This is a genomic window from Ensifer adhaerens (assembly GCF_028993555.1).
GTDB lineage: Bacteria > Pseudomonadota > Alphaproteobacteria > Rhizobiales > Rhizobiaceae > Ensifer > Ensifer adhaerens_I.
In genome coordinates this window covers 1,063,623-1,082,294 of sequence record NZ_CP118610.1, presented here as the reverse complement: position 1 = coordinate 1,082,294, position 18,672 = coordinate 1,063,623, and the positions used below count along the sequence as shown (strand labels likewise).

Here is an 18,672-nt window from a genome sequence, read left to right as displayed (position 1 = left end):
CGAATCGACACTGACATGGCAATTCTCACCATCGAAGAGCTGGCATCCCAGCTTCAGAAGAACCAGGCGATCGCCGGGCTCGACCTCGGCACCAAGACGATCGGTCTTTCGGTCTCCGATCTCGGCCGCCGGTTCGCGACACCCCGCGAGGTCATCCGCCGGGTCAAGTTCGGGGTGGACGCCGAAGCGCTGCTGGCAGCGGCGGAAAAAGAAAAGGTCGCAGCCTTCGTCATCGGCCTGCCCGTCAACATGGACGGCAGCGAGGGACCGCGTTGTCAGGCGACCCGCGCCTTCGTGCGCAACATGGAGCAAAAGACGCCGCTGCCTTTCATCTTCTGGGATGAGAGGCTTTCGACCGTTGCGGCCGAGCGCGTGTTGATCGAGATGGACGTGTCGCGACGGAAGCGGGCCGAGCGCATCGATTCGGCCGCCGCCTCCTTCATTCTTCAGGGGGCGCTCGACAGGCTGGCGTCGCTCGCGAGGGACGCCCTTTCGGACTGAGTTACGCCGGCACCGAAACGACGGCGATACCAGGCCGCGATCTGACGGCGCTTGCGAAAGCCGATAATGGCAAAGACCACAAAACTGTCGAAGATGATCGCTCGGGCGACGAGCGGCGGGATCGTCTCTGGCGGAATGCCAAGGACATTGCCGTAGACCTGGAACACGAGATCATGGGTCTGCCGCGTCAGCATGAAGAAGCCGAAGCTCATGTCGTAGTAGGACAGACCATACCACGAGGTGAGAAACATGACCGGGCAGGCCCAAAGGATCAGAAACCACTTCATGCGGCTCCCCTTTCCGAAATGCGGCGATGGACTAGCGGATATATGGCGCGGTCTGCCAGCAACAAGGCGAGCAGGACCATCGTCGGGACCGCAATATCCAGCGCCAGTCCGGCAAAAAACATCATCATGATGATCAAAAGACCAGTTCTCACCGAACCGCTCCATTCCGGATCTGTTGAAATTCCTGGTCAATTTCGCCCCTACGGGCAAGGCGCGCAACGTAAACCATTTGTTAAGGTTAATTTTCACAGGGCTGAGATTTTCGCGTCCCTGAATGCGGCCGTGCCCTGATCTTTCTGCACCAGTCGGCAAGCCCATTCCGGTCTTTGCAAATTTCGGGTAGCGATATCCCTCTCCTAGGCAGGCCCTCCCCCATGACCGTCGTCTTCGAAAGCATCCTCCCCATCTTCCTGCTGGTTCTGCTTGGCGCCTGGCTCAAGCACTCGACATTCGTCGACCGGAGCCTTTGGCTCGGGCTCGAGCAGTTTGGCTACTTCATCCTGTTCCCTGCCCTCCTGTTTTCCACACTCGCCCAGGCAGATTTTGCCGGATTAAAGGCCGACGCGACGGCGATCGCGACGATCGGCAGCATCAGCCTGATGTCGGCCCTTGTTCTGCTCCTCTGGCCAGTCCTCCGGGACCGGCAGGTGTCCGGCGCCTCGTTCACCTCGGTCTTCCAGACGGCGACCCGCTGGAACGGCTTCATGGCGCTGGCGATCGCGCAGAAACTCTATGGCCCGATCGGCCTGACGCTGACCGCGCTGGTGATGACGCTCGTTATCATCCCAATCAACCTCTACAATATCGGCGTGCTGGTCTGGTTCGGCGGGGGCAACCGTGACTTCAGGCGCTTCTTCGCAAAGATCGTCACCAATCCGCTGATCGTCGCCTCGGTGCTCGGCATTCTCGTCAACTTGATCGGACTGAAGGTCTACGGCCCGGTGATGGCCACGATCGACATGCTGGCAAGCGCCTCGCTCAGCCTCGGGCTGGTGATGGTCGGCGCAGGTTTGCACGCTTCCGACGCATTGAAACCGAGCGCGACGGCGCTGCTCGCGGTCTTCCTCAAGCTGATCGTCATGCCGGTCTTCATGGTGAGTGCGAGCTATCTGCTCGGCATTCGCGGCGACGCCCTGCTGGTCATCGCGCTGGGCGCGGCCGTACCGACGGCGATGAACGGTTATCTGCTGGCCAAACAGATGGACGGCGACGCCGAGCTCTATTCGGCGGTCGCGACGGTCCAGACGGTCGTCTCGTTCTTCACGATCCCGCTCGTCCTCCACCTGACGACTTATGTCGCAGGGACCTGACGACGTATGTCGCAGGGGGCTGAAAACATGTGCGCGGAGACCTGACGGCCGAGGCCGCAGGACCTGACGGCTTACGCCGCAGGGGGATAGAGAAGATCGAGGATGTAGGCGGAATCGAAGCGCGAATCGAGCATGCCGTAGGTCGAGCGCCATCCGGCAGCCAGACGCGATTCTAGGAAGGCATCGGCGATGCGGCCGGCACCGAGACGATAGAGCTCGGCGGCAGCCCCTGCGAGCGCCAGTTGCTCGACCAGCATGCGTGCAGCCCCCTCGTCGCGTTCGCAAAGCGACATGGCCGCGCGCAGCACGTCGATCGTCTTGCGGCCGGACGGCCCGAGATCGCGCGCCAGGACCACGAAGAGCTGCTCGAAGAAGTCCTTGCCCTTGGCGAGCACGCGAAGCACGTCCAGCGCCATGACGTTGCCGGACCCTTCCCAGATGGCGTTGACCGGCGCCTCGCGGTAGTGGCGAGCCAGTGCCCGCTCCTCCACATAGCCGTTGCCGCCAAGGCACTCCATCGCCTCATAGATCAGCGCCGGAGCGATCTTGCAGGCCCAATATTTCGCAACGGGTGTCATGATCCGCGCGTACGCCGCGTCTTCCGAACTGTTGCGCGCCTTGTCGAAGGCCTCGGCCAAGCGGAACGACAGCGCACTCGCCGCGGCCACATCAAGCGCCATGTCGGCCAGCACCCGCGTCATCATCGGCTGGCTCACCAGCGGTTTGCCGAAGACCTTGCGGCCGCGGGTGTGGTGCACGGCTTCGGCGAGCGAGGCCCGCATCATGCCTGCAGACGCGAGCGCACAGTCGAGGCGCGTCAGCGTCACCATGTCGAGGATCGTCCTGATCCCGGCGTCCGGCGCGCCAAGGACGAAGCCGAACGTGTCGGAGAACTCGACCTCCGAAGATGCATTGGAGCGGTTGCCGATCTTGTCTTTCAACCGCTGGAAGCGCAGGCCATTGGCGCTGCCGTCTTCCAGAAGACGCGGCACGAGGAAACAGCCAAGGCCGTCGCGGGTCTGCGCCAGCATCACGAAGGCGTCGCTCATCGGCGCCGACATGAACCACTTGTGGCCATTCAGCCGATAAATGCCCTCGCCCACTCGTTCCGCGGTCGAGGTGTTGGCGCGCACGTCGGTGCCGCCCTGTTTCTCCGTCATGCCCATACCGACGGTGACCGCCGACTTCTGCATCCAGGGACGGTTCGTCGAATCGTACTTGCGCGACAGGATCTTCGGCGCCCATTCCTTTTGCACTGCCGGCGACGCGGTGATCGCGGCCAGCGATGCGCTGGTCATCGTCAGCGGGCAAAGGTGTCCGCATTCGAGCTGCGCCGTCAGGTAGAAGCGGATGGCGCGTGTCTTGTGCGACTGGTTGCGCTCGTCAGCCAGGTTTTCCCATGCCGACGCATGCAGGCCCGATGACATCGAGCGGCGCATCAGCGCGTGCCAGGCCGGGTGGAACTCGACAACGTCGAGACGCTCACCGCGCGGACCATGAGTCTTCAGCTTCGGCGGACCTTCATTCGCCATGCGCGCCAGTTCCTGCGCTTCGGGCGAGGTGACGTAACGGCCGAGCACGTCGAATTCGTCGCGCAGCGTCTTGCTCATGCTCGATGTGATGTCCACCACGAGCGGATCGGAGCGATAGGCGTTGACACCGGACCAGGGCTTGGGCTGGTTCAGCTCGGCGAGTTTCTGTTCAGTCCGGTTCATCTGATTCATGGGCCGGTTCTAGCGCAAGTTTCACCACCACGGAACGGGGCGCGAAAAAGATAGGATCGCCGTTGCAAGTTTTCTGCGGACGGTGCCGCCCAAGCCTTGCCGTGCCGGGGGCCAGGTCTTATAGAGCGACCACATTTCCAGAGCGCAAGGGCGGCCCATGATCACTTTCCCGCATCGCCACCTGCTCGGCATCAAGGGGCTCACGGAGCAGGATATCACCTATCTGCTCGATCGCGCCGATGAAGCCGTCCAAATCTCCCGTCAAAGAGAAAAGAAGACCTCCACGCTTCGGGGGCTGACGCAGATCAACCTCTTCTTCGAGGCTTCGACCCGCACGCAGTCTTCCTTCGAGCTGGCCGGCAAACGCCTCGGCGCCGACGTCATGAACATGTCGGTTGGCAATTCCTCGGTGAAGAAGGGCGAAACGCTGATCGACACGGCGATGACGCTCAACGCCATGCACCCGGACGTGCTGGTGGTGCGCCACTCCTCCGCTGGTGCCGCAGCACTTCTGGCGCAGAAGGTCTCCTGCTCGGTCGTCAATGCCGGCGACGGCCAGCACGAGCATCCGACACAGGCGCTGCTCGACGCGCTGACGATCCGTCGCGCCAAGGGCAAGCTCTCGCGCATCATCGTGGCGATCTGCGGCGACGTGCTGCACTCGCGCGTGGCGCGCTCCAACATCTTGCTCCTGAACCAGATGGGCGCGCGCGTCCGTGTCGTCGCGCCGGCGACGCTTTTGCCTTCCGGGATCGCCGACATGGGCGTCGAGGTCTTCCACTCCATGGCTGAGGGCCTGAAGGATGCGGATGTCGTCATGATGCTGCGCCTGCAGCGCGAACGCATGGCCGGCTCCTTCGTGCCTTCCGTGCGCGAATACTTCCACTATTACGGGCTTGACGCCGAGAAGCTGAAGGCAGCCAAGGAAGATGCGCTCGTGATGCATCCCGGGCCGATGAACCGCGGTGTCGAGATCGCCTCGGAAATCGCCGATGGTCCGCAGAGCGTGATCGAACAGCAGGTCGAGATGGGCGTTGCCGTGCGCATGGCGGTGATGGAAACGCTGCTTCTCTCACAGAACCAGGGGCCGCGCCTATGACCAGACCACTCGTTCTGAAAAACCTGCGCATCGTCGACCCCTCGCGCAACCTTGACGAGGTTGGCACCGTCATCGTCGGAAACGACGGCCGCATCCAGGCCGCAGGGGCTGACGCGCAGAACCAGGGCGCACCCGATGGCGCCTTCGTTAAGGACTGCGCCGGCTTGACCGCCGTTCCCGGCCTCGTCGATGCTCGCGTCTTCGTCGGCGAACCGGGCAGCGAACACCGCGAGACCTTCGAGTCCGCGTCACGCGCGGCAGCGGCCGGTGGTGTCACCACCTTCATCGCCATGCCCGACACCGACCCCGTGATCGACGACATCGCGCTGGTCGAATTCGTCAAGAAGACAGCGCGCGACAAGGCTGTGGTCAATGTCCACCCCGCCGCCGCCCTGACCAAGGGGCTGGCTGGGGAAGAGATGACCGAATTCGGCCTGCTGCGCGAAGCCGGCGCCGTGTGCTTTACCAATGGCCGGCGGTCGATCCACGACACGCTGGTTCTGCGCCGGGCGATGACCTATGCGCGCGAGTTCGGCGCCGTGATTTCGCTTGAGACCCGCGACAAGTATCTCGGCGCCAACGGCGTCATGCACGAGGGCCTGCTCGCAAGCTGGCTCGGCCTTGCCGGGATCCCGCGCGAATCGGAAATCATCCCGCTCGAGCGCGACCTGCGCATCGCCGGCCTGACGAAGGCGGCCTATCACGCCGCACAGATTTCGGTTCCCGAATCGGCAGAGGCAATCCGCGCCGCGCGCGAACGTGGCGCGAACGTCACCTGCGGCATCTCGATCAACAATCTGGCGCTCAACGAAAACGACATCGGCGAGTACCGCACGTTCTTCAAGCTTTCGCCACCGCTTCGCAGCGAGGACGATCGGATGGCCATGGCCGAGGCGTTGGCCAACGGCACGATCGACATCATCGTCTCCTCGCATGATCCGCAGGACGTCGACACCAAGCGCCTGCCGTTTGCCGACGCCGCCGATGGAGCAATCGGCCTTGAAACGCTGGCAGCGGCGGCTCTTCGCCTGTACCACAGCGGCCAAGTTCCACTGATGCGCCTGATCGATGCCATGTCGACCCGCCCGGCGGCGGTCTTCGGCCTCGATGCCGGCACGCTCAAGCCGGGCGCCAAGGCCGATATCGCTGTCCTCGACCTCGACGAGCCGTGGGTGCTCTACAAGGAAGCGATCGTTTCGCGCTCCAAGAACACGCCGTTCGAAAATGCACGCTTTACCGGCCGGGTTGTGCAAACCTATGTTGCTGGCAAGCTTGTGCATTCCGCATAAGCCCAAAGCGGTCACGCGGGAGGGGAACCGGTGGATCTATTTTCCTGGCAGCTTGGGCTGCCCCTGACGTTGTTGAGCCTGGGCTTCGGCTATCTGCTCGGCTCGATTCCATTCGGACTGCTGCTGACCCGCATGGCGGGGCTGGGCGACGTGCGAAAGATCGGCTCGGGCAATATCGGCGCGACCAACGTGCTGAGAACCGGCAACAAGAAACTCGCGGCCGCCACCCTGCTGCTCGATGCCCTGAAGGGCACGGCAGCGGCAGCCATCGCCTCCCATTGGGGTGTCGAGGCAGGCATCGCCGCCGGCTTCGCCGCTTTCATCGGCCATCTCTATCCGGTCTGGCTCGGCTTCAAGGGCGGCAAGGGTGTCGCCACCTATATCGGCGTCCTGCTCGGCCTCGCCCCTCCCATGGTCCTTGCCTTTGCCGCCATCTGGCTCGGCATGGCGAAAATCAGCCGCTACTCCTCATTGTCCGCCCTGGTTGCAACGGCTATCATTCCGGTTCTACTTTACGCAGTAGGCAACGGGAAAGTCGCTCTGCTTTTTGCGGCGATGACCGTCATTACCTGGGTGAAGCACCGCGCCAACATTCAGCGGCTGCTTGCCGGCACGGAAAGCAAGATCGGGGATAAGGGATAATGTCTGAGGGCAGCGCAGAACGAACCGGAGTGGCGCTGACCGAACGACAGAAAATCTCCTGGCTGCGGCTGATCCGCAGCGACAATGTCGGCCCCATCGCCTTCAGGGATCTGATCAACCACTTCGGCACCGCGGAAAACGCACTCGACGCGCTTCCCGAACTATCCCGGCGCGGAGGGACCAAGCAAGCCTATCGTGTGGCGACGGTAGATGAGGCCGAACGCGAGTTGGAGGCGGCGCGACGCCATGGCGCCGTCTTTGTCGGTATCGGCGAGCCGGGCTATCCTTCAGCACTGAGACAGATCGACGGCGCTCCCCCACTTCTCGCCATGAAGGGTGATCCCAAAGCTGCAACCCGCCCGTCGCTTGCCATTGTCGGCTCACGCAACGCTTCGGCCAGCGGTGCCAAGTTCGCGGCGATGATTGCGCGCGATGCCGGTCGCGCCGGCTATGTCGTCACCTCGGGTCTTGCCCGCGGCATCGATACGGCCGCCCATCGGGCGAGCCTAGAAACCGGTACGATCGCCGCACTCGCGGGTGGCCTGGATCGACCCTACCCGCCCGAAAACATCGGCCTGCTGGATGCGATCACCACTGGCCGCGGCCTGGCAATCAGCGAGATGCCCTTCGGCTGGGAGCCGCGCGCACGCGATTTCCCCCGTCGCAACCGGCTGATTGCCGGCGTCAGCCTCGGCGTGACCGTCGTCGAGGCGGCCAATCGTTCCGGCTCGTTGATCACCGCGCGGTATGCCGCAGATTTCGGGCGCCTTGTCTTTGCCGTTCCGGGATCGCCGCTCGATCCCCGATGCCACGGTACGAACGACCTTTTGAAGCAGGGCGCGATCGTCACGACGTCACCGGACGATGTCCTCGAAGCATTGGCGCCGCTCAGCCAATTCGAGCTGCGCTTGCCGAGCGCCAGGGAACCGGAGGGGCATGCGCAACCGAGCCCGCCTGCTGCAACCAAAGACAGCGACCGTGCGGCCATCATCAATGCGCTTGGTCTGACGCCTGTCGAAACCGACGACATTGTCAGGCATACCGGGCTTTCGCCAGCACAGGTCTACCTTCTTCTCCTGGAGCTCGATCTCGCCGGGCGGCTCGATCGCCACGCCGGAGGGCTCGTGTCTCTTGCGACAAACGAATGAGCACTGGCGATGGCGCCCCCGCGGCCGTGAGGAAGCGATCAAGCACCCATTGCAGATTGCAGATGCGATGCGATCTTGCGCGAATTGCATCGCCTGCTCTCGTCGTTATTTTGGGTGAACCCTCTTGACCCCGCACGAATCCCTGTCCATTTCGGGGCATCGATACAAGGCGACACACGGCGCTGACAGCGCTGACGCCCGAACCAGAACCGGTTGTCTCAGAAAATGACGATGAATGTTGTAGTGGTGGAGTCGCCTTCCAAGGCAAAGACGATCAACAAGTACCTCGGCCCTGGCTACAAGGTACTGGCTTCGTTCGGCCATGTGCGCGATCTTCCGGCGAAGGACGGTTCGGTCCGTCCGGATGAAGACTTCGAAATGTCCTGGGAGGTCGACGGCGCTTCGGCCAAGCGTATGAAGGACATTGCCGACGCGGTCAAATCCTCTGACGGCCTCATTCTCGCAACCGACCCGGATCGCGAAGGCGAAGCCATTTCCTGGCACGTGCTCGATCTTCTGAAGAAGAAGAAGGTGCTGGGCGACAAGCCGGTCAAGCGCGTGGCTTTCAACGCCATCACCAAGAAGGCTGTTCTCGAGGCGATCGCCCATCCGCGCGACATCGATATCTCGCTGGTCGACGCCTATCTGGCGCGACGCGCTCTCGACTACCTCGTCGGCTTCAACCTGTCGCCGGTGCTCTGGCGCAAGCTGCCTGGGGCCCGCTCGGCTGGCCGCGTGCAGTCCGTTACGCTGCGCCTTGTCTGCGACCGCGAATCCGAGATCGAGCGCTTCGTCTCCGAAGAATACTGGAACATTTCCGCGCTCTTGAAGACCCCGCGCGGCGACGAGTTCGAGGCTCGCCTCGTCTCGGCCGATGGCAAGCGCCTCGCACCGAGGGCTGTCGGCAACGGCGAAGAGGCCAACCGGCTGAAGACCCTGCTCGACGGCGCCGCCTATGTCGTCGACAGCATCGAAGCCAAGCCCGTCAAGCGCAATCCGTCGCCGCCCTTTACCACGTCGACGCTACAGCAGGCCGCCTCCTCCAAGCTCGGTTTCTCCGCTTCGCGTACCATGCAGGTCGCACAGAAGCTTTATGAAGGCGTCGACATCGGCGGCGAGACCGTCGGTCTGATCACCTATATGCGTACCGACGGCGTGCAGATGGCACCGGAAGCGATCGAAGCCTCGCGCAAGGCGATCGCCAGCCAATTCGGCGACCGTTACCTGCCGGAAAAGCCGCGCTTCTATTCGACCAAGGCGAAGAACGCCCAGGAAGCGCACGAAGCCATCCGACCGACTGATTTCAACCGCACGCCGGACCAGGTGCGCCGCTTCCTCGATGGCGACATGCTCAGGCTCTACGACCTCGTCTGGAAGCGCGGCATCGCCAGCCAGATGGCGTCGGCCGAGATCGAACGCACGACCGCGGAAATCACCGCCGACAACGGTGGCCAGAAGGCTGGCCTGCGTGCCACCGGCTCCGTCATCCGCTTTGACGGCTTCATCGCCGCCTATACGGATGCCAAGGAAGACGGCGAACAGACGGACGACGGTGACGAGGATGGCCGCCTGCCGGAGATCAATGCGCGCGAAAACCTCGCCAAGCAGAAGATCAACGCCTCGCAGCACTTCACCGAGCCGCCGCCGCGTTACTCGGAAGCAAGTCTGATCAAGAAGATGGAAGAGCTCGGCATCGGCCGGCCGTCGACCTATGCAGCGACGGTCACGACGCTGCTCGACCGCGACTACATCACCAACGACAAGCGCAAGCTCATACCCCAGGCCAAGGGGCGGCTGGTTACAGCGTTCCTGGAAAGCTTCTTCACCCGGTATGTCGGCTACGATTTCACCGCTTCTCTCGAAGAAAAGCTCGACCAGGTCTCGGCCGGCGAGGTCAACTGGAAGGACGTGCTTCGCGACTTTTGGAAGGATTTCTTCGCGCAGATCGAAGAAACCAAGGAATTGCGCGTCACCAACGTGCTCGACGCACTGAACGAGGAACTGGCGCCGCTGGTCTTCCCCAAGCGCGAAGACGGCGGCGACCCGCGCACCTGCCAGGTCTGCGGCACCGGCAAGCTGTCGCTGAAGCTCGGCAAGTACGGCGCCTTCGTCGGCTGCTCGAACTATCCGGAGTGCAACTTCACCCGCCAGCTCTCCTCCGAAAGCAACGGCGACCAGGAAGCGGCGGTTTCGAATGAGCCGCAGGCGCTTGGCAAGGACCCGCATACCGGCGAGGAGATCACGCTACGCAGCGGGCGCTTCGGTCCCTATGTCCAGCGCGGTGACGGCAAGGAAGCGAAGCGCTCGAGCCTGCCGAAAGGCTGGACGCCATCGACCATCGACCACGAGAAGGCCGTCGCGCTGCTTTCGCTGCCGCGCGATATCGGCGCGCATCCGGAGACCGGCAAGATGATCTCGACCGGCCTTGGCCGATACGGACCATTCGTGCTGCACGATGGCACGTATGCCAATCTCGAATCGATCGAAGACGTCTTCTCGATCGGCCTCAACCGCGCCGTCTCGGTTCTCGCCGACAAGCAGTCGAAGGCCGGCGCCGGCCGTGGCCGCACCGCCGCCGCGTCGCTCAAGGAGCTTGGCGATCATCCGGAAGGTGGCGCCATCACGGTTCGTGACGGCCGCTACGGTCCCTATGTCAACTGGGGCAAGGTCAACGCCACCCTGCCGAAGGGCAAGGATCCGCAGTCGGTGACGGTCGAGGAGGCACTTGTGCTGATATCCGAGCGTGCCGCCAAGGGCGGAACGACCAAGGGCAAGGCAAGCAAGGCCAAGACCACGAAGGCGGCGACAAAGTCCGAAGATGGAGCCGCAAAGACCACCAAGGCCAAGGCACCTGCCAAGAGCAAGACAAAGACGGCCGCCAAGGCCAAGAAGGGCTGATTTTGACCAGAATACCGCGCGACCCGACCGAACAGTCCGGCAAAAGAAGCCTGGGCAAGAAGCCTGCTCGCGCGGCCAAGGCCGGACCGGCTCCGGCAAGCGAGCCCATCATTCACGGCGCGGTTCCGCCGCGTGACGTGCTGATGCGTTTCATCGCCGAAAACCCGGACCGCGCCTCCAAGCGCGAGATTGCAAAAGCTTTCGGTCTCAAGGGTGACACCCGCGTCGAGCTCAAGGCACTGCTCAAGTCGCTCGAACAGGACGGCCTCGTCGAGAAGAAGCGCAAGTCGCTCGTGCGCCCCGGCGCCCTGCCCCCGGTCACAGTGCTCGACATTACCATCCGTGACGTTGACGGCGAGTTGATCGGCCGGCCCGCCGAATGGCTGGACGATGACGGCGTCGCGCCGGCGGTGCTGATCAAGCAGTCGGCCGTCGGCAAGGCCAAGGGCAAGGTGCCCGTCGGTGGCCTCGGCGACCGGGTGCTTGCCAAGATCTTCCCCGCAAAGGAGCGTGGCGGTCCTGCCTATACGGCGCGCATCATCAAGGTTCTCGACAAGCGCAAGGACGCCGTGCTCGGCGTCTTCCGCGCCACACCTGGCGGCGGTGGCCGCCTGATGCCGATCGAAAAGCGCGGCGAAGAAGTGCTGGTCGACCCTGAATTCACCGGCAACGCCCAGGACGGCGATCTCGTCGAAGTGCAGCTCTCGCGTCTCGGCCGCTATGGTCTGCCGCGCGCGCAGGTGCAAAACGTCATCGGCTCGGTCGCTTCCGAAAAGGCGATCTCGATGATCGCCATCCATGCACACGGCATCCCCCACATTTTCCCGGAACGGGTGATCGAAGAGGCCAACGCTGCCGGCCCCGCTACCATGGCACACCGAGAGGACTGGCGCGCACTGCCGCTCATCACCATCGACCCGGCCGATGCGAAGGATCACGACGACGCCGTTCATGCGGAGCCGGATCCGTCCGAGGACAATCCGGGTGGCGTCATCGTCACGGTCGCGATCGCCGACGTCTCCTACTATGTCCGGCCAAAATCCGCGCTGGACCTCGAGGCGCTGAAGCGCGGCAACTCGGTCTATTTCCCCGACCGGGTGGTACCGATGTTGCCCGAGCGGATTTCGAACGACCTCTGCTCCCTCAAGGAAGGCGTTGACCGACCGGCGCTTGCCGTGCGCATGCGCTTCTCCAAGGAAGGCCGCAAGGCCGGGCACACCTTCCACCGCATCATGATGAAGAGCGCGGCGAAGCTCTCCTACCAGCAGGCGCAGGCGGCGATCGACGGCAACCCGGACGACAAGACCGGGCCGATCCTCGACGCGATCCTGAAGCCACTCTGGGAAGCCTACCGCATCCTCACGCGTGGGCGCGACCGGCGCCAGCCGCTCGAGCTCAACATGCCCGAGCGCAAGATCATCCTGAAGCCCGACGGGACGGTCGACCGTGTCTTCGTTCCCGAACGCCTCGATGCCCACAAGCTGATCGAAGAGATGATGATCCAGGCGAACGTGGCTGCCGCCGAGACGCTTGAGCAGAAGCGCCAGGTGCTGATCTATCGCGTGCACGACCAGCCGTCGCTCGCCAAGCAGGAAAGCCTGCGCGAGTTCCTGGCGACGCTCGACATCTCGCTCGTCAAGGGCGGCAACATGCGCTCGAACCATTTCAACGGCGTTCTCGCCAAGGCCGAAGGAAAGCCCTTCGAAACGATGGTCAACGAGATGGTGCTGCGCTCGCAGAGCCAGGCCATCTATAGCCCGGAGAATATCGGGCACTTTGGCCTGAACCTCTTGAAGTACGCGCACTTTACCTCGCCGATCCGGCGCTACGCCGACCTCATCGTCCATCGCGCGCTGGTCGCCTCGCTTGGTCTGGGCGAAGGCGGGCTGACGCCGCAGGAAGAAGGTGTGCTCGACGACATCGCCGCCGAAATCTCGACCTTCGAGCGCCGCGCCATGGCAGCGGAACGCGATACCGTCGACCGACTGATCGCGCACCATCTGAATGGTCGCGTCGGCGAGGAATTCGAAGGCCGTGTCTCCGGCGTCACCAAGGCGGGACTCTTTGTCACCCTGCCAGCCTATGGCGCAGATGGCTTCGTTCCGATATCTACGCTCGGACGCGACTACTTCATCTACGACGAGGCGCATCAGGCGCTGTCCGGCGAAAAGACCGGGCTCGGCTATCGCCTCGGCGATCCCGTGCGCGTCAAGCTCGTTGAAGCTGTACCGCTCGCAGGGGCGCTCAGGTTCGAGATGCAAAGCGAGGGGCGCAAGATGCCGACGGCAACGCGCTCCTTCCACAAGTCCGGCCGGCGCGATCGCACTGGAGCACGGAAGAAGCCGGGAACGCGGCCGCCGCGAGGCAGGCGCTAGAAATCCCGTAAGGCAGAGGAACAGGCATGAAAGCAGCGGCAGGCGAAACACTTCAGCTGGGTGGTAGCGAAAGCGACGAGCGCTCCGTTGGCCTTTCGATGAAGCGCGGCTTTCTTGGCCGTTGCCCGGCCTGTGGTAGCGGCAAGCTGTTTCGCAGCTACGTCAAGTCCGTCGATGCCTGCGCCGCCTGCGGCGAGCGCATGGACCATCACCGCGCCGATGACTTCCCGCCCTATATCGTCGTGACGATCGTCGGCCACGTCGTGCTTGCCGGCTACATGATGACCGATCTGATCCTGCCGTTGACGACGTGGCAGCATCTGGCGATCTGGGCACCGATCACCGTGATCAGTTCTCTGGCGCTGCTTCAGCCGGTCAAGGGTGCCGTCATCGGGCTGCAATGGGCACTCAAGATGCACGGTTTTGGCGGCCACGAGGACACGCCGGAAGATGTCCTGCCGCCGCGAGACGACAGAGCATGACATCTGCGCGGAGCCCGGGCGGAGAGGTCGAACGCCAGCGTTCCGCACCCGTCCGACCACGCGATGCGGCCTCCATCATGCTGCTCGACCGCCAAGGGGGACGCGTGCGCGTCCTGATGGGCAAACGGCACAGCGCCCATGTCTTCATGCCGGATCTCTATGTCTTCCCTGGCGGACGGCGGGATGCCGGCGATCATCGCATCGGCTTCGGCTCCGATCTGCACCCATCCGTCCTGCATGCGCTGAAGGCGGCCGGCACACGCGAGCTGACGGATGCACGCGCCCGCGCACTCGCCCTTGCCGCACTGCGCGAACTTTACGAAGAAGCCGGCATCGCCATCGGGCAACCGGCTCCCTCGCCCACCGCAGTGGTTCCATTTCTTCCCGAACTTGCAAAGTTGCGCTATATGGCTCGGGCCATCACCCCTCCGGGCCACGCGCGGCGGTTCGATACGCGTTTCTTCGCTTTGTTTGTGGACGAAGCCGAAATCGATCCGACACGTTTCCTGGACAGCCGGGAGCTTCAGGATTTGCAGTGGATCGATGTGAACGTAACTCCGTCGCTACGGATACCTGATATCACCGCCATCATACTTGCGGACCTCAGAAGCAGTCTCGATACCGATCCGTCGCTTACCTGCGAACGAGCGGTGCCACTTTATGCCGCGCGCCGTGGGCGCCTCGTCCGCACGTTGCTCTAAGGACCCTCGTCGCATGTCACAGCCGTCGCCCGGTACAGTTGCACCGGTTGAGGAAATTCACTGGCGGTCGCTGATCGCGGCCGTTGCCGCCATCAGCGCGGTCGGCATCGCAATCGGTCTCGGTCTGCCGCTGCTGTCGATCATCATGGAGAAGCGCGGGATTTCCTCGACGCTGATCGGCTTGAACTCCGCCATGGCTGGCCTGGCATCGATGGTTGCCGCCCCTTTCACGACGAAGTTCGCTCATCGACACGGCGTCGCGCCGACAATGCTGTGGGCCGTCCTGATCGCCGCAACGAGTTCGTTCGGCTTTTACTACATCACCAACTTCTGGCTCTGGTTCCCACTGCGGATCGTTTTCCATGGGGCGATCACCGTCCTCTTCATTCTCTCCGAGTTCTGGATCAACGCCACGTCGCCACCGGCAAAGCGCGGCTTCGTGCTCGGCATCTATGGCACGTTCCTGTCGCTGGGCTTCCTGACCGGGCCGCTGCTGTTTTCAATCCTCGGCAGTGAAGGCATCCTGCCTTTCATGGTTGGCGCCGGCGTCATCCTGCTTGCCTCTGTACCGATCTTCCTCGCACGCGACGAAAGCCCCGTGATCGACGAGAAGCCGGAGCGGCACTTCCTGCGCTATGTCTTCCTCGTGCCGACCGCAACCGCCGCCGTGTTCATCTTCGGCGCGGTCGAATCAGGCGGTCTTTCGCTGTTCCTCATCTTCGGAACGAGGGCCGGTTTCAGCGAATCGCAGGCGGCGCTCCTGCTGACGGTCATGGGGGTCGGAAATTTCATCTTCCAGATCCCAGTCGGCATGTTGTCCGACCGCGTCAGAGACCGGCGCACCCTGCTCTCGGCCATGACTGTTATCGGCCTTGTTGGCGCACTGTTCCTGCCGCTTCTGGTCGAAAGCTGGTTCCTGATGGCGATAGTATTGTTGTTCTGGGGCGGCTGCGTCTCCGGGCTCTATACGGTCGGTCTCAGCCACCTTGGCTCGCGGCTACAGGGCGCCGACCTTGCCGCCGCCAACGCCGCTTTCGTGTTCTCCTATGCCGTCGGCACGGTTGCGGGGCCGCAGGCCATCGGTGCTTCAATGGATGCCACCGGCAACAACGGCTTTGCCTGGGCGATCGCCGGATTTTTCGGCCTCTATGTCGCGCTTTCGGTGGTCAGGATCGTTTTGAATCCAAAACGGCCTTGACTTTTCGGCCGCGATTTGTAGTTTCGCGCCAACCTTGCCCGTGGCCCGCAACCGGTTGTCCACGGCTTTCATTGTTACAAAGGCAGGACGACCATGGCAAAAGCCACTACCATCAAGATCAAGCTGCTTTCGACAGCCGACACGGGTTTCTTCTACGTCACGACCAAGAACAGCCGTACGATGACGGAAAAGATGACCAAGACCAAGTACGACCCGGTCGTCAAGAAGCACGTCGAGTTCAAGGAAACCAAGATCAAGTAAGATCGACCGTTTCTCGGGAATTTAGGGCGCCGACCGCAAGGTCAGGCGCCCTTTCCTTTTGGACATCCCGAGAAACGGGGCCGTGGGGGCCACCGACCTTGGTGACAGATCAAAGGATGCTTAAGACGCGCGGCGCCTCGCCCGGACCCGAGAAAGCAAAAACGCCGCCCCGGGATGGGACGGCGCTTCGGAAAAGGGGGTCGGCTGGCCTCTGACTGCGGCACGAGGATTCCGCAGAGGTCAAAAGCCAACCGACCGACCCCACGACCCAGGAGATGCGGCGGACCTGAGCATCATGGGGTAAGCAAAATGTGAGCAGGCGACGCCTACTTGTTCATCAGCATCACCTGAAAATGGAAAAAAATCAACGAATTCTTAATGCGCGAAGCGGTGCCGCTAAGCGCATGGTTAATTCTGTATCGGAATAAGACAGGCACACGTGTGGGCGCCGCGGCCACCCAAACTCCCCGGTAGCATCGGCTGCGGCGAGAATACAACTTTAAATGCAACCCGCAAGAGGAGACCCAAGAAATTCGCTGGGTAGCGGCGAGCCGGGATTGGACGGCAGCAAACTCAGGCGGCGGCCGCCACCACACGGTTGCGCCCCTCGTGCTTGGCTTGGTAGAGCGCCGTATCCGCGCGTTTCAGCAGAGCCTCGGCCGTATCGGCACCCGGCCTGAGCGTCGCGATCCCCATCGACGCCGTTACCTTCAAGACACCATCCGCCTGCGGAACCGGGAACGGCAGGCTTTCGATAATCATGCGCAAGCGCTCGGCGACGCCGGCCGCCATTTCAGCCGACGTATCCGGCATAACGACGACGAATTCCTCGCCGCCGAAACGGCAGGCGAGATCGGCCCCGCGCACGGTGCTACGAATGCGGCTGGCGAACTCCCGCAGCACTTCGTCGCCGGCATCATGGCCGTAGGTATCGTTGACCTGCTTGAAACGGTCGATGTCTGTCATGCAGATGGAGAGCGGCCGGCCGCGCGCTGCAGCCCGGTCCATCAGCAGCTTCAGGTGGGTGTCGAAATAGCGGCGGTTGTGCAAGCCTGTCAGGCCGTCGGTGACGGCAAGCTCGATGGTCTGCTGCACACTCGCGCGCAGCCTGTCATTGCAGTGCTTGCGCCGGATCTGGGTCATCGAGCGGGCAATCAGTTCATTGGGATCGACCGGCCGCATCAGATAGTCTGTCACGCCGAGATCGAGCGCACGCACCACCATCTCATCGCTGCCCTGCTCCGCAATCAAAAGGATCGGAATGAAGCGCGTCCGCTCCAGCGAGCGCAACTGCGAGCAGAGCCGCAGAGGATCGTAGTCGTCGAAGTTCGCGTTGACGATGACCAGGTCGAAGTTGTTCTCGGCCGCTTCGAAGAGCGCTGCCTGCGGATCGGAAATCACCGAGACATCGGCGATCGGCTTGAGGGCGCGTTGCAGCCGCTCCTGTGACGAGCCACGGCCATCGACGAGCAGAACATTGCCCGGTTCGTCCGGACGATCCGCACGGCCGACGTCTTCGAGGCCGATGGTCTGCGCTGTCTGGGCGCGCAGGCGCAATTCGTCGCTGACATTCTTCAGCCGCACCAGGCTCTTCACGCGCGACATCAATTGCAGATCGTTGACGGGCTTGGTCAGGAAGTCGTCGGCTCCGGCCTTCAGGCCGCGCACGCGATCCGACGGCTGGTCGAGCGCTGTGACCATGACAACCGGAATATGCGCCGTTCGTGGGTTGGCCTTCAGCCGTTCGCAGACTTCGAAGCCGTCGAGCCCGGGCATCATGATATCGAGAAGCACGAGATCGATGGGCGTCTTCTCGCAGAGCGCCAGCGCCGAATAGCCGTCATTGGCCGTCAGCACATCGAAATACTCGGCGAGCAGCCGGGCTTCGAGCAACTTCACATTGGCCGGAACATCATCAACGACAAGAATGCGCGCAGTCATATCAATTTTCCCGCCGCTCAGGCATCGCCCAGGTAGGTTTTGATCGTTTCTATGAACTTCGGTACGGAAATCGGTTTGGAAACATAGGCTTCGCATCCACCCTGGCGGATCCGTTCCTCGTCGCCCTTCATTGCAAATGCGGTGACGGCAATGACAGGAATGACGTGCAATTCATCGTCTTCCTTCAGCCACTTTGTCACTTCCAGACCGGATACTTCCGGCAGCTGAATGTCCATGAGAATGAGATCGGGCCGGTGCTTGCGCGCGAGCTCGAGCGCCTCCATGCCGTTGCGCGTCTGGATCGTCGCGTAGCCGGAAGCCTCAATCAGGTCGCGGAACAGCTTCATGTTCAGCTCGTTGTCTTCAACAATCATTACCTGTTTGGGCATGTCGATCCCTTGCTGTCCGTCGTCACCTTGCAAGTCTCCTCAGGACAATTAACTTGCAGAGCCGACGACTCGACCCATTTCCTCAACTTCAGAGATAGGCCTATTTGGTTGAAAAATAGGTAACTCCACGCGTAAAAACCATACGAGGACGAAGCATTGAAGAGCGCTGACGAAATCGCCATCGACATCCTTGCCTGGCTCGCCAACGAGCCGGAGCTTCTGTCCCGTTTCCTGGCATTGACGGGCACCGATCCAACAGCGTTGCGCAATGCCATCACCGAACCCGGCTTCATGGGCGGCCTCATCGCCTTTCTCATGGACCACGAGCCGACACTGATGGCATTCTGCCAGGCGACCGGCACGGCGCCGGAAGATGTCGTCAGCGCCCACGCGGCGCTTTCGGGCCATTCGGGTTTTGAGGATTGAG

General features: G+C 62.6%; 17 protein-coding genes. 13 read left to right on the top strand and 4 right to left on the bottom strand.

Going from position 1 to position 18,672, the window contains the following annotated elements:
- The first annotated feature begins 15 nt into the window (after positions 1-15).
- Entirely contained in the window at positions 16-501 is a 486-nt protein-coding gene (gene ruvX / locus PWG15_RS05135) for a Holliday junction resolvase RuvX (protein WP_275023408.1), read from the top strand.
- Here ruvX and PWG15_RS05130 read toward each other — a convergent pair.
- Positions 447-788 carry a DUF6105 family protein gene (locus tag PWG15_RS05130; RefSeq protein WP_275023407.1) on the bottom strand — a complete coding sequence of 114 codons (342 nt, stop codon included), beginning with the start codon at positions 786-788 and terminating at the stop codon, positions 447-449. The two genes, ruvX and PWG15_RS05130, sit on opposite strands and share 55 nt — an antisense overlap.
- 374 nt (positions 789-1,162) lie before the next feature.
- Here PWG15_RS05130 and PWG15_RS05125 point away from each other — a divergent pair, with 374 nt between their 5' ends.
- Positions 1,163-2,098, top strand: coding sequence for an AEC family transporter (locus tag PWG15_RS05125; RefSeq protein ID WP_275023406.1), 936 nt, complete (start codon positions 1,163-1,165; stop codon positions 2,096-2,098).
- Between the two features lie 71 nt (positions 2,099-2,169).
- Here the strand turns inward: PWG15_RS05125 and PWG15_RS05120 are convergent, their stop codons facing one another.
- The gene (locus PWG15_RS05120; protein ID WP_275023405.1) at positions 2,170-3,822 is read right to left on the bottom strand and encodes an acyl-CoA dehydrogenase family protein; all 1,653 of its coding nucleotides are present in this window, start codon (positions 3,820-3,822) and stop codon (positions 2,170-2,172) included.
- Between the two features lie 157 nt (positions 3,823-3,979).
- Between PWG15_RS05120 and PWG15_RS05115 the strand changes: the two genes are divergently transcribed.
- The 10 genes from PWG15_RS05115 to rpmG all read left to right on the top strand — a co-directional run bounded on the left by PWG15_RS05115 (position 3,980) and on the right by rpmG (position 15,915).
- Positions 3,980-4,921, top strand: a complete 942-nt coding sequence (locus PWG15_RS05115; protein WP_275023404.1) for an aspartate carbamoyltransferase catalytic subunit — start codon at positions 3,980-3,982, stop codon at positions 4,919-4,921.
- Entirely contained in the window at positions 4,918-6,210 is a 1,293-nt protein-coding gene (locus PWG15_RS05110; protein ID WP_275023403.1) for a dihydroorotase, read from the top strand. The genes PWG15_RS05115 and PWG15_RS05110 overlap by 4 nt, the downstream gene beginning before the upstream one ends.
- 30 nt (positions 6,211-6,240) lie before the next feature.
- Positions 6,241-6,852: a glycerol-3-phosphate 1-O-acyltransferase PlsY gene (plsY, locus tag PWG15_RS05105; RefSeq protein WP_275023402.1), complete on the top strand. Its 612-nt coding sequence runs from the start codon at positions 6,241-6,243 to the stop codon at positions 6,850-6,852.
- The gene (dprA, locus tag PWG15_RS05100; RefSeq protein ID WP_275023401.1) at positions 6,852-8,000 is read left to right on the top strand and encodes a DNA-processing protein DprA; all 1,149 of its coding nucleotides are present in this window, start codon (positions 6,852-6,854) and stop codon (positions 7,998-8,000) included. Before plsY ends, dprA begins: the two co-directional genes overlap by 1 nt.
- 231 nt (positions 8,001-8,231) lie before the next feature.
- Positions 8,232-10,898, top strand: coding sequence for a type I DNA topoisomerase (gene topA, locus PWG15_RS05095; RefSeq protein WP_275023400.1), 2,667 nt, complete (start codon positions 8,232-8,234; stop codon positions 10,896-10,898).
- Positions 10,899-10,900: 2 nt separating this feature from the next.
- Positions 10,901-13,273 carry a ribonuclease R gene (gene rnr / locus PWG15_RS05090; protein ID WP_275023399.1) on the top strand — a complete coding sequence of 791 codons (2,373 nt, stop codon included), beginning with the start codon at positions 10,901-10,903 and terminating at the stop codon, positions 13,271-13,273.
- A gap of 26 nt (positions 13,274-13,299) precedes the next feature.
- Complete coding sequence (locus PWG15_RS05085; RefSeq protein ID WP_275023398.1) at positions 13,300-13,755, top strand: DUF983 domain-containing protein; 456 nt, start codon at positions 13,300-13,302, stop codon at positions 13,753-13,755.
- A complete protein-coding gene (locus PWG15_RS05080) occupies positions 13,752-14,456 on the top strand; it encodes an NUDIX hydrolase (protein WP_275023397.1) in 705 nt (234 codons plus the stop codon). Before PWG15_RS05085 ends, PWG15_RS05080 begins: the two co-directional genes overlap by 4 nt.
- 13 nt (positions 14,457-14,469) lie before the next feature.
- Positions 14,470-15,654, top strand: a complete 1,185-nt coding sequence (locus tag PWG15_RS05075; protein WP_275023396.1) for an MFS transporter — start codon at positions 14,470-14,472, stop codon at positions 15,652-15,654.
- Positions 15,655-15,747: 93 nt separating this feature from the next.
- Positions 15,748-15,915 carry a 50S ribosomal protein L33 gene (gene rpmG, locus PWG15_RS05070; protein ID WP_034795357.1) on the top strand — a complete coding sequence of 56 codons (168 nt, stop codon included), beginning with the start codon at positions 15,748-15,750 and terminating at the stop codon, positions 15,913-15,915.
- A 573-nt stretch (positions 15,916-16,488) separates the two neighbouring features.
- Here the strand turns inward: rpmG and PWG15_RS05065 are convergent.
- The gene (locus PWG15_RS05065; RefSeq protein ID WP_275023395.1) at positions 16,489-17,856 is read right to left on the bottom strand and encodes a PleD family two-component system response regulator; all 1,368 of its coding nucleotides are present in this window, start codon (positions 17,854-17,856) and stop codon (positions 16,489-16,491) included.
- A gap of 17 nt (positions 17,857-17,873) precedes the next feature.
- Positions 17,874-18,245, bottom strand: coding sequence for a response regulator (locus PWG15_RS05060; RefSeq protein WP_003537642.1), 372 nt, complete (start codon positions 18,243-18,245; stop codon positions 17,874-17,876).
- Between the two features lie 156 nt (positions 18,246-18,401).
- On the opposite strand from PWG15_RS05060, the gene PWG15_RS05055 reads away from it, so the two are divergent.
- Positions 18,402-18,671, top strand: a complete 270-nt coding sequence (locus PWG15_RS05055) for a DUF3572 domain-containing protein (protein ID WP_275023394.1) — start codon at positions 18,402-18,404, stop codon at positions 18,669-18,671.
- Position 18,672 lies beyond the last annotated feature (1 nt).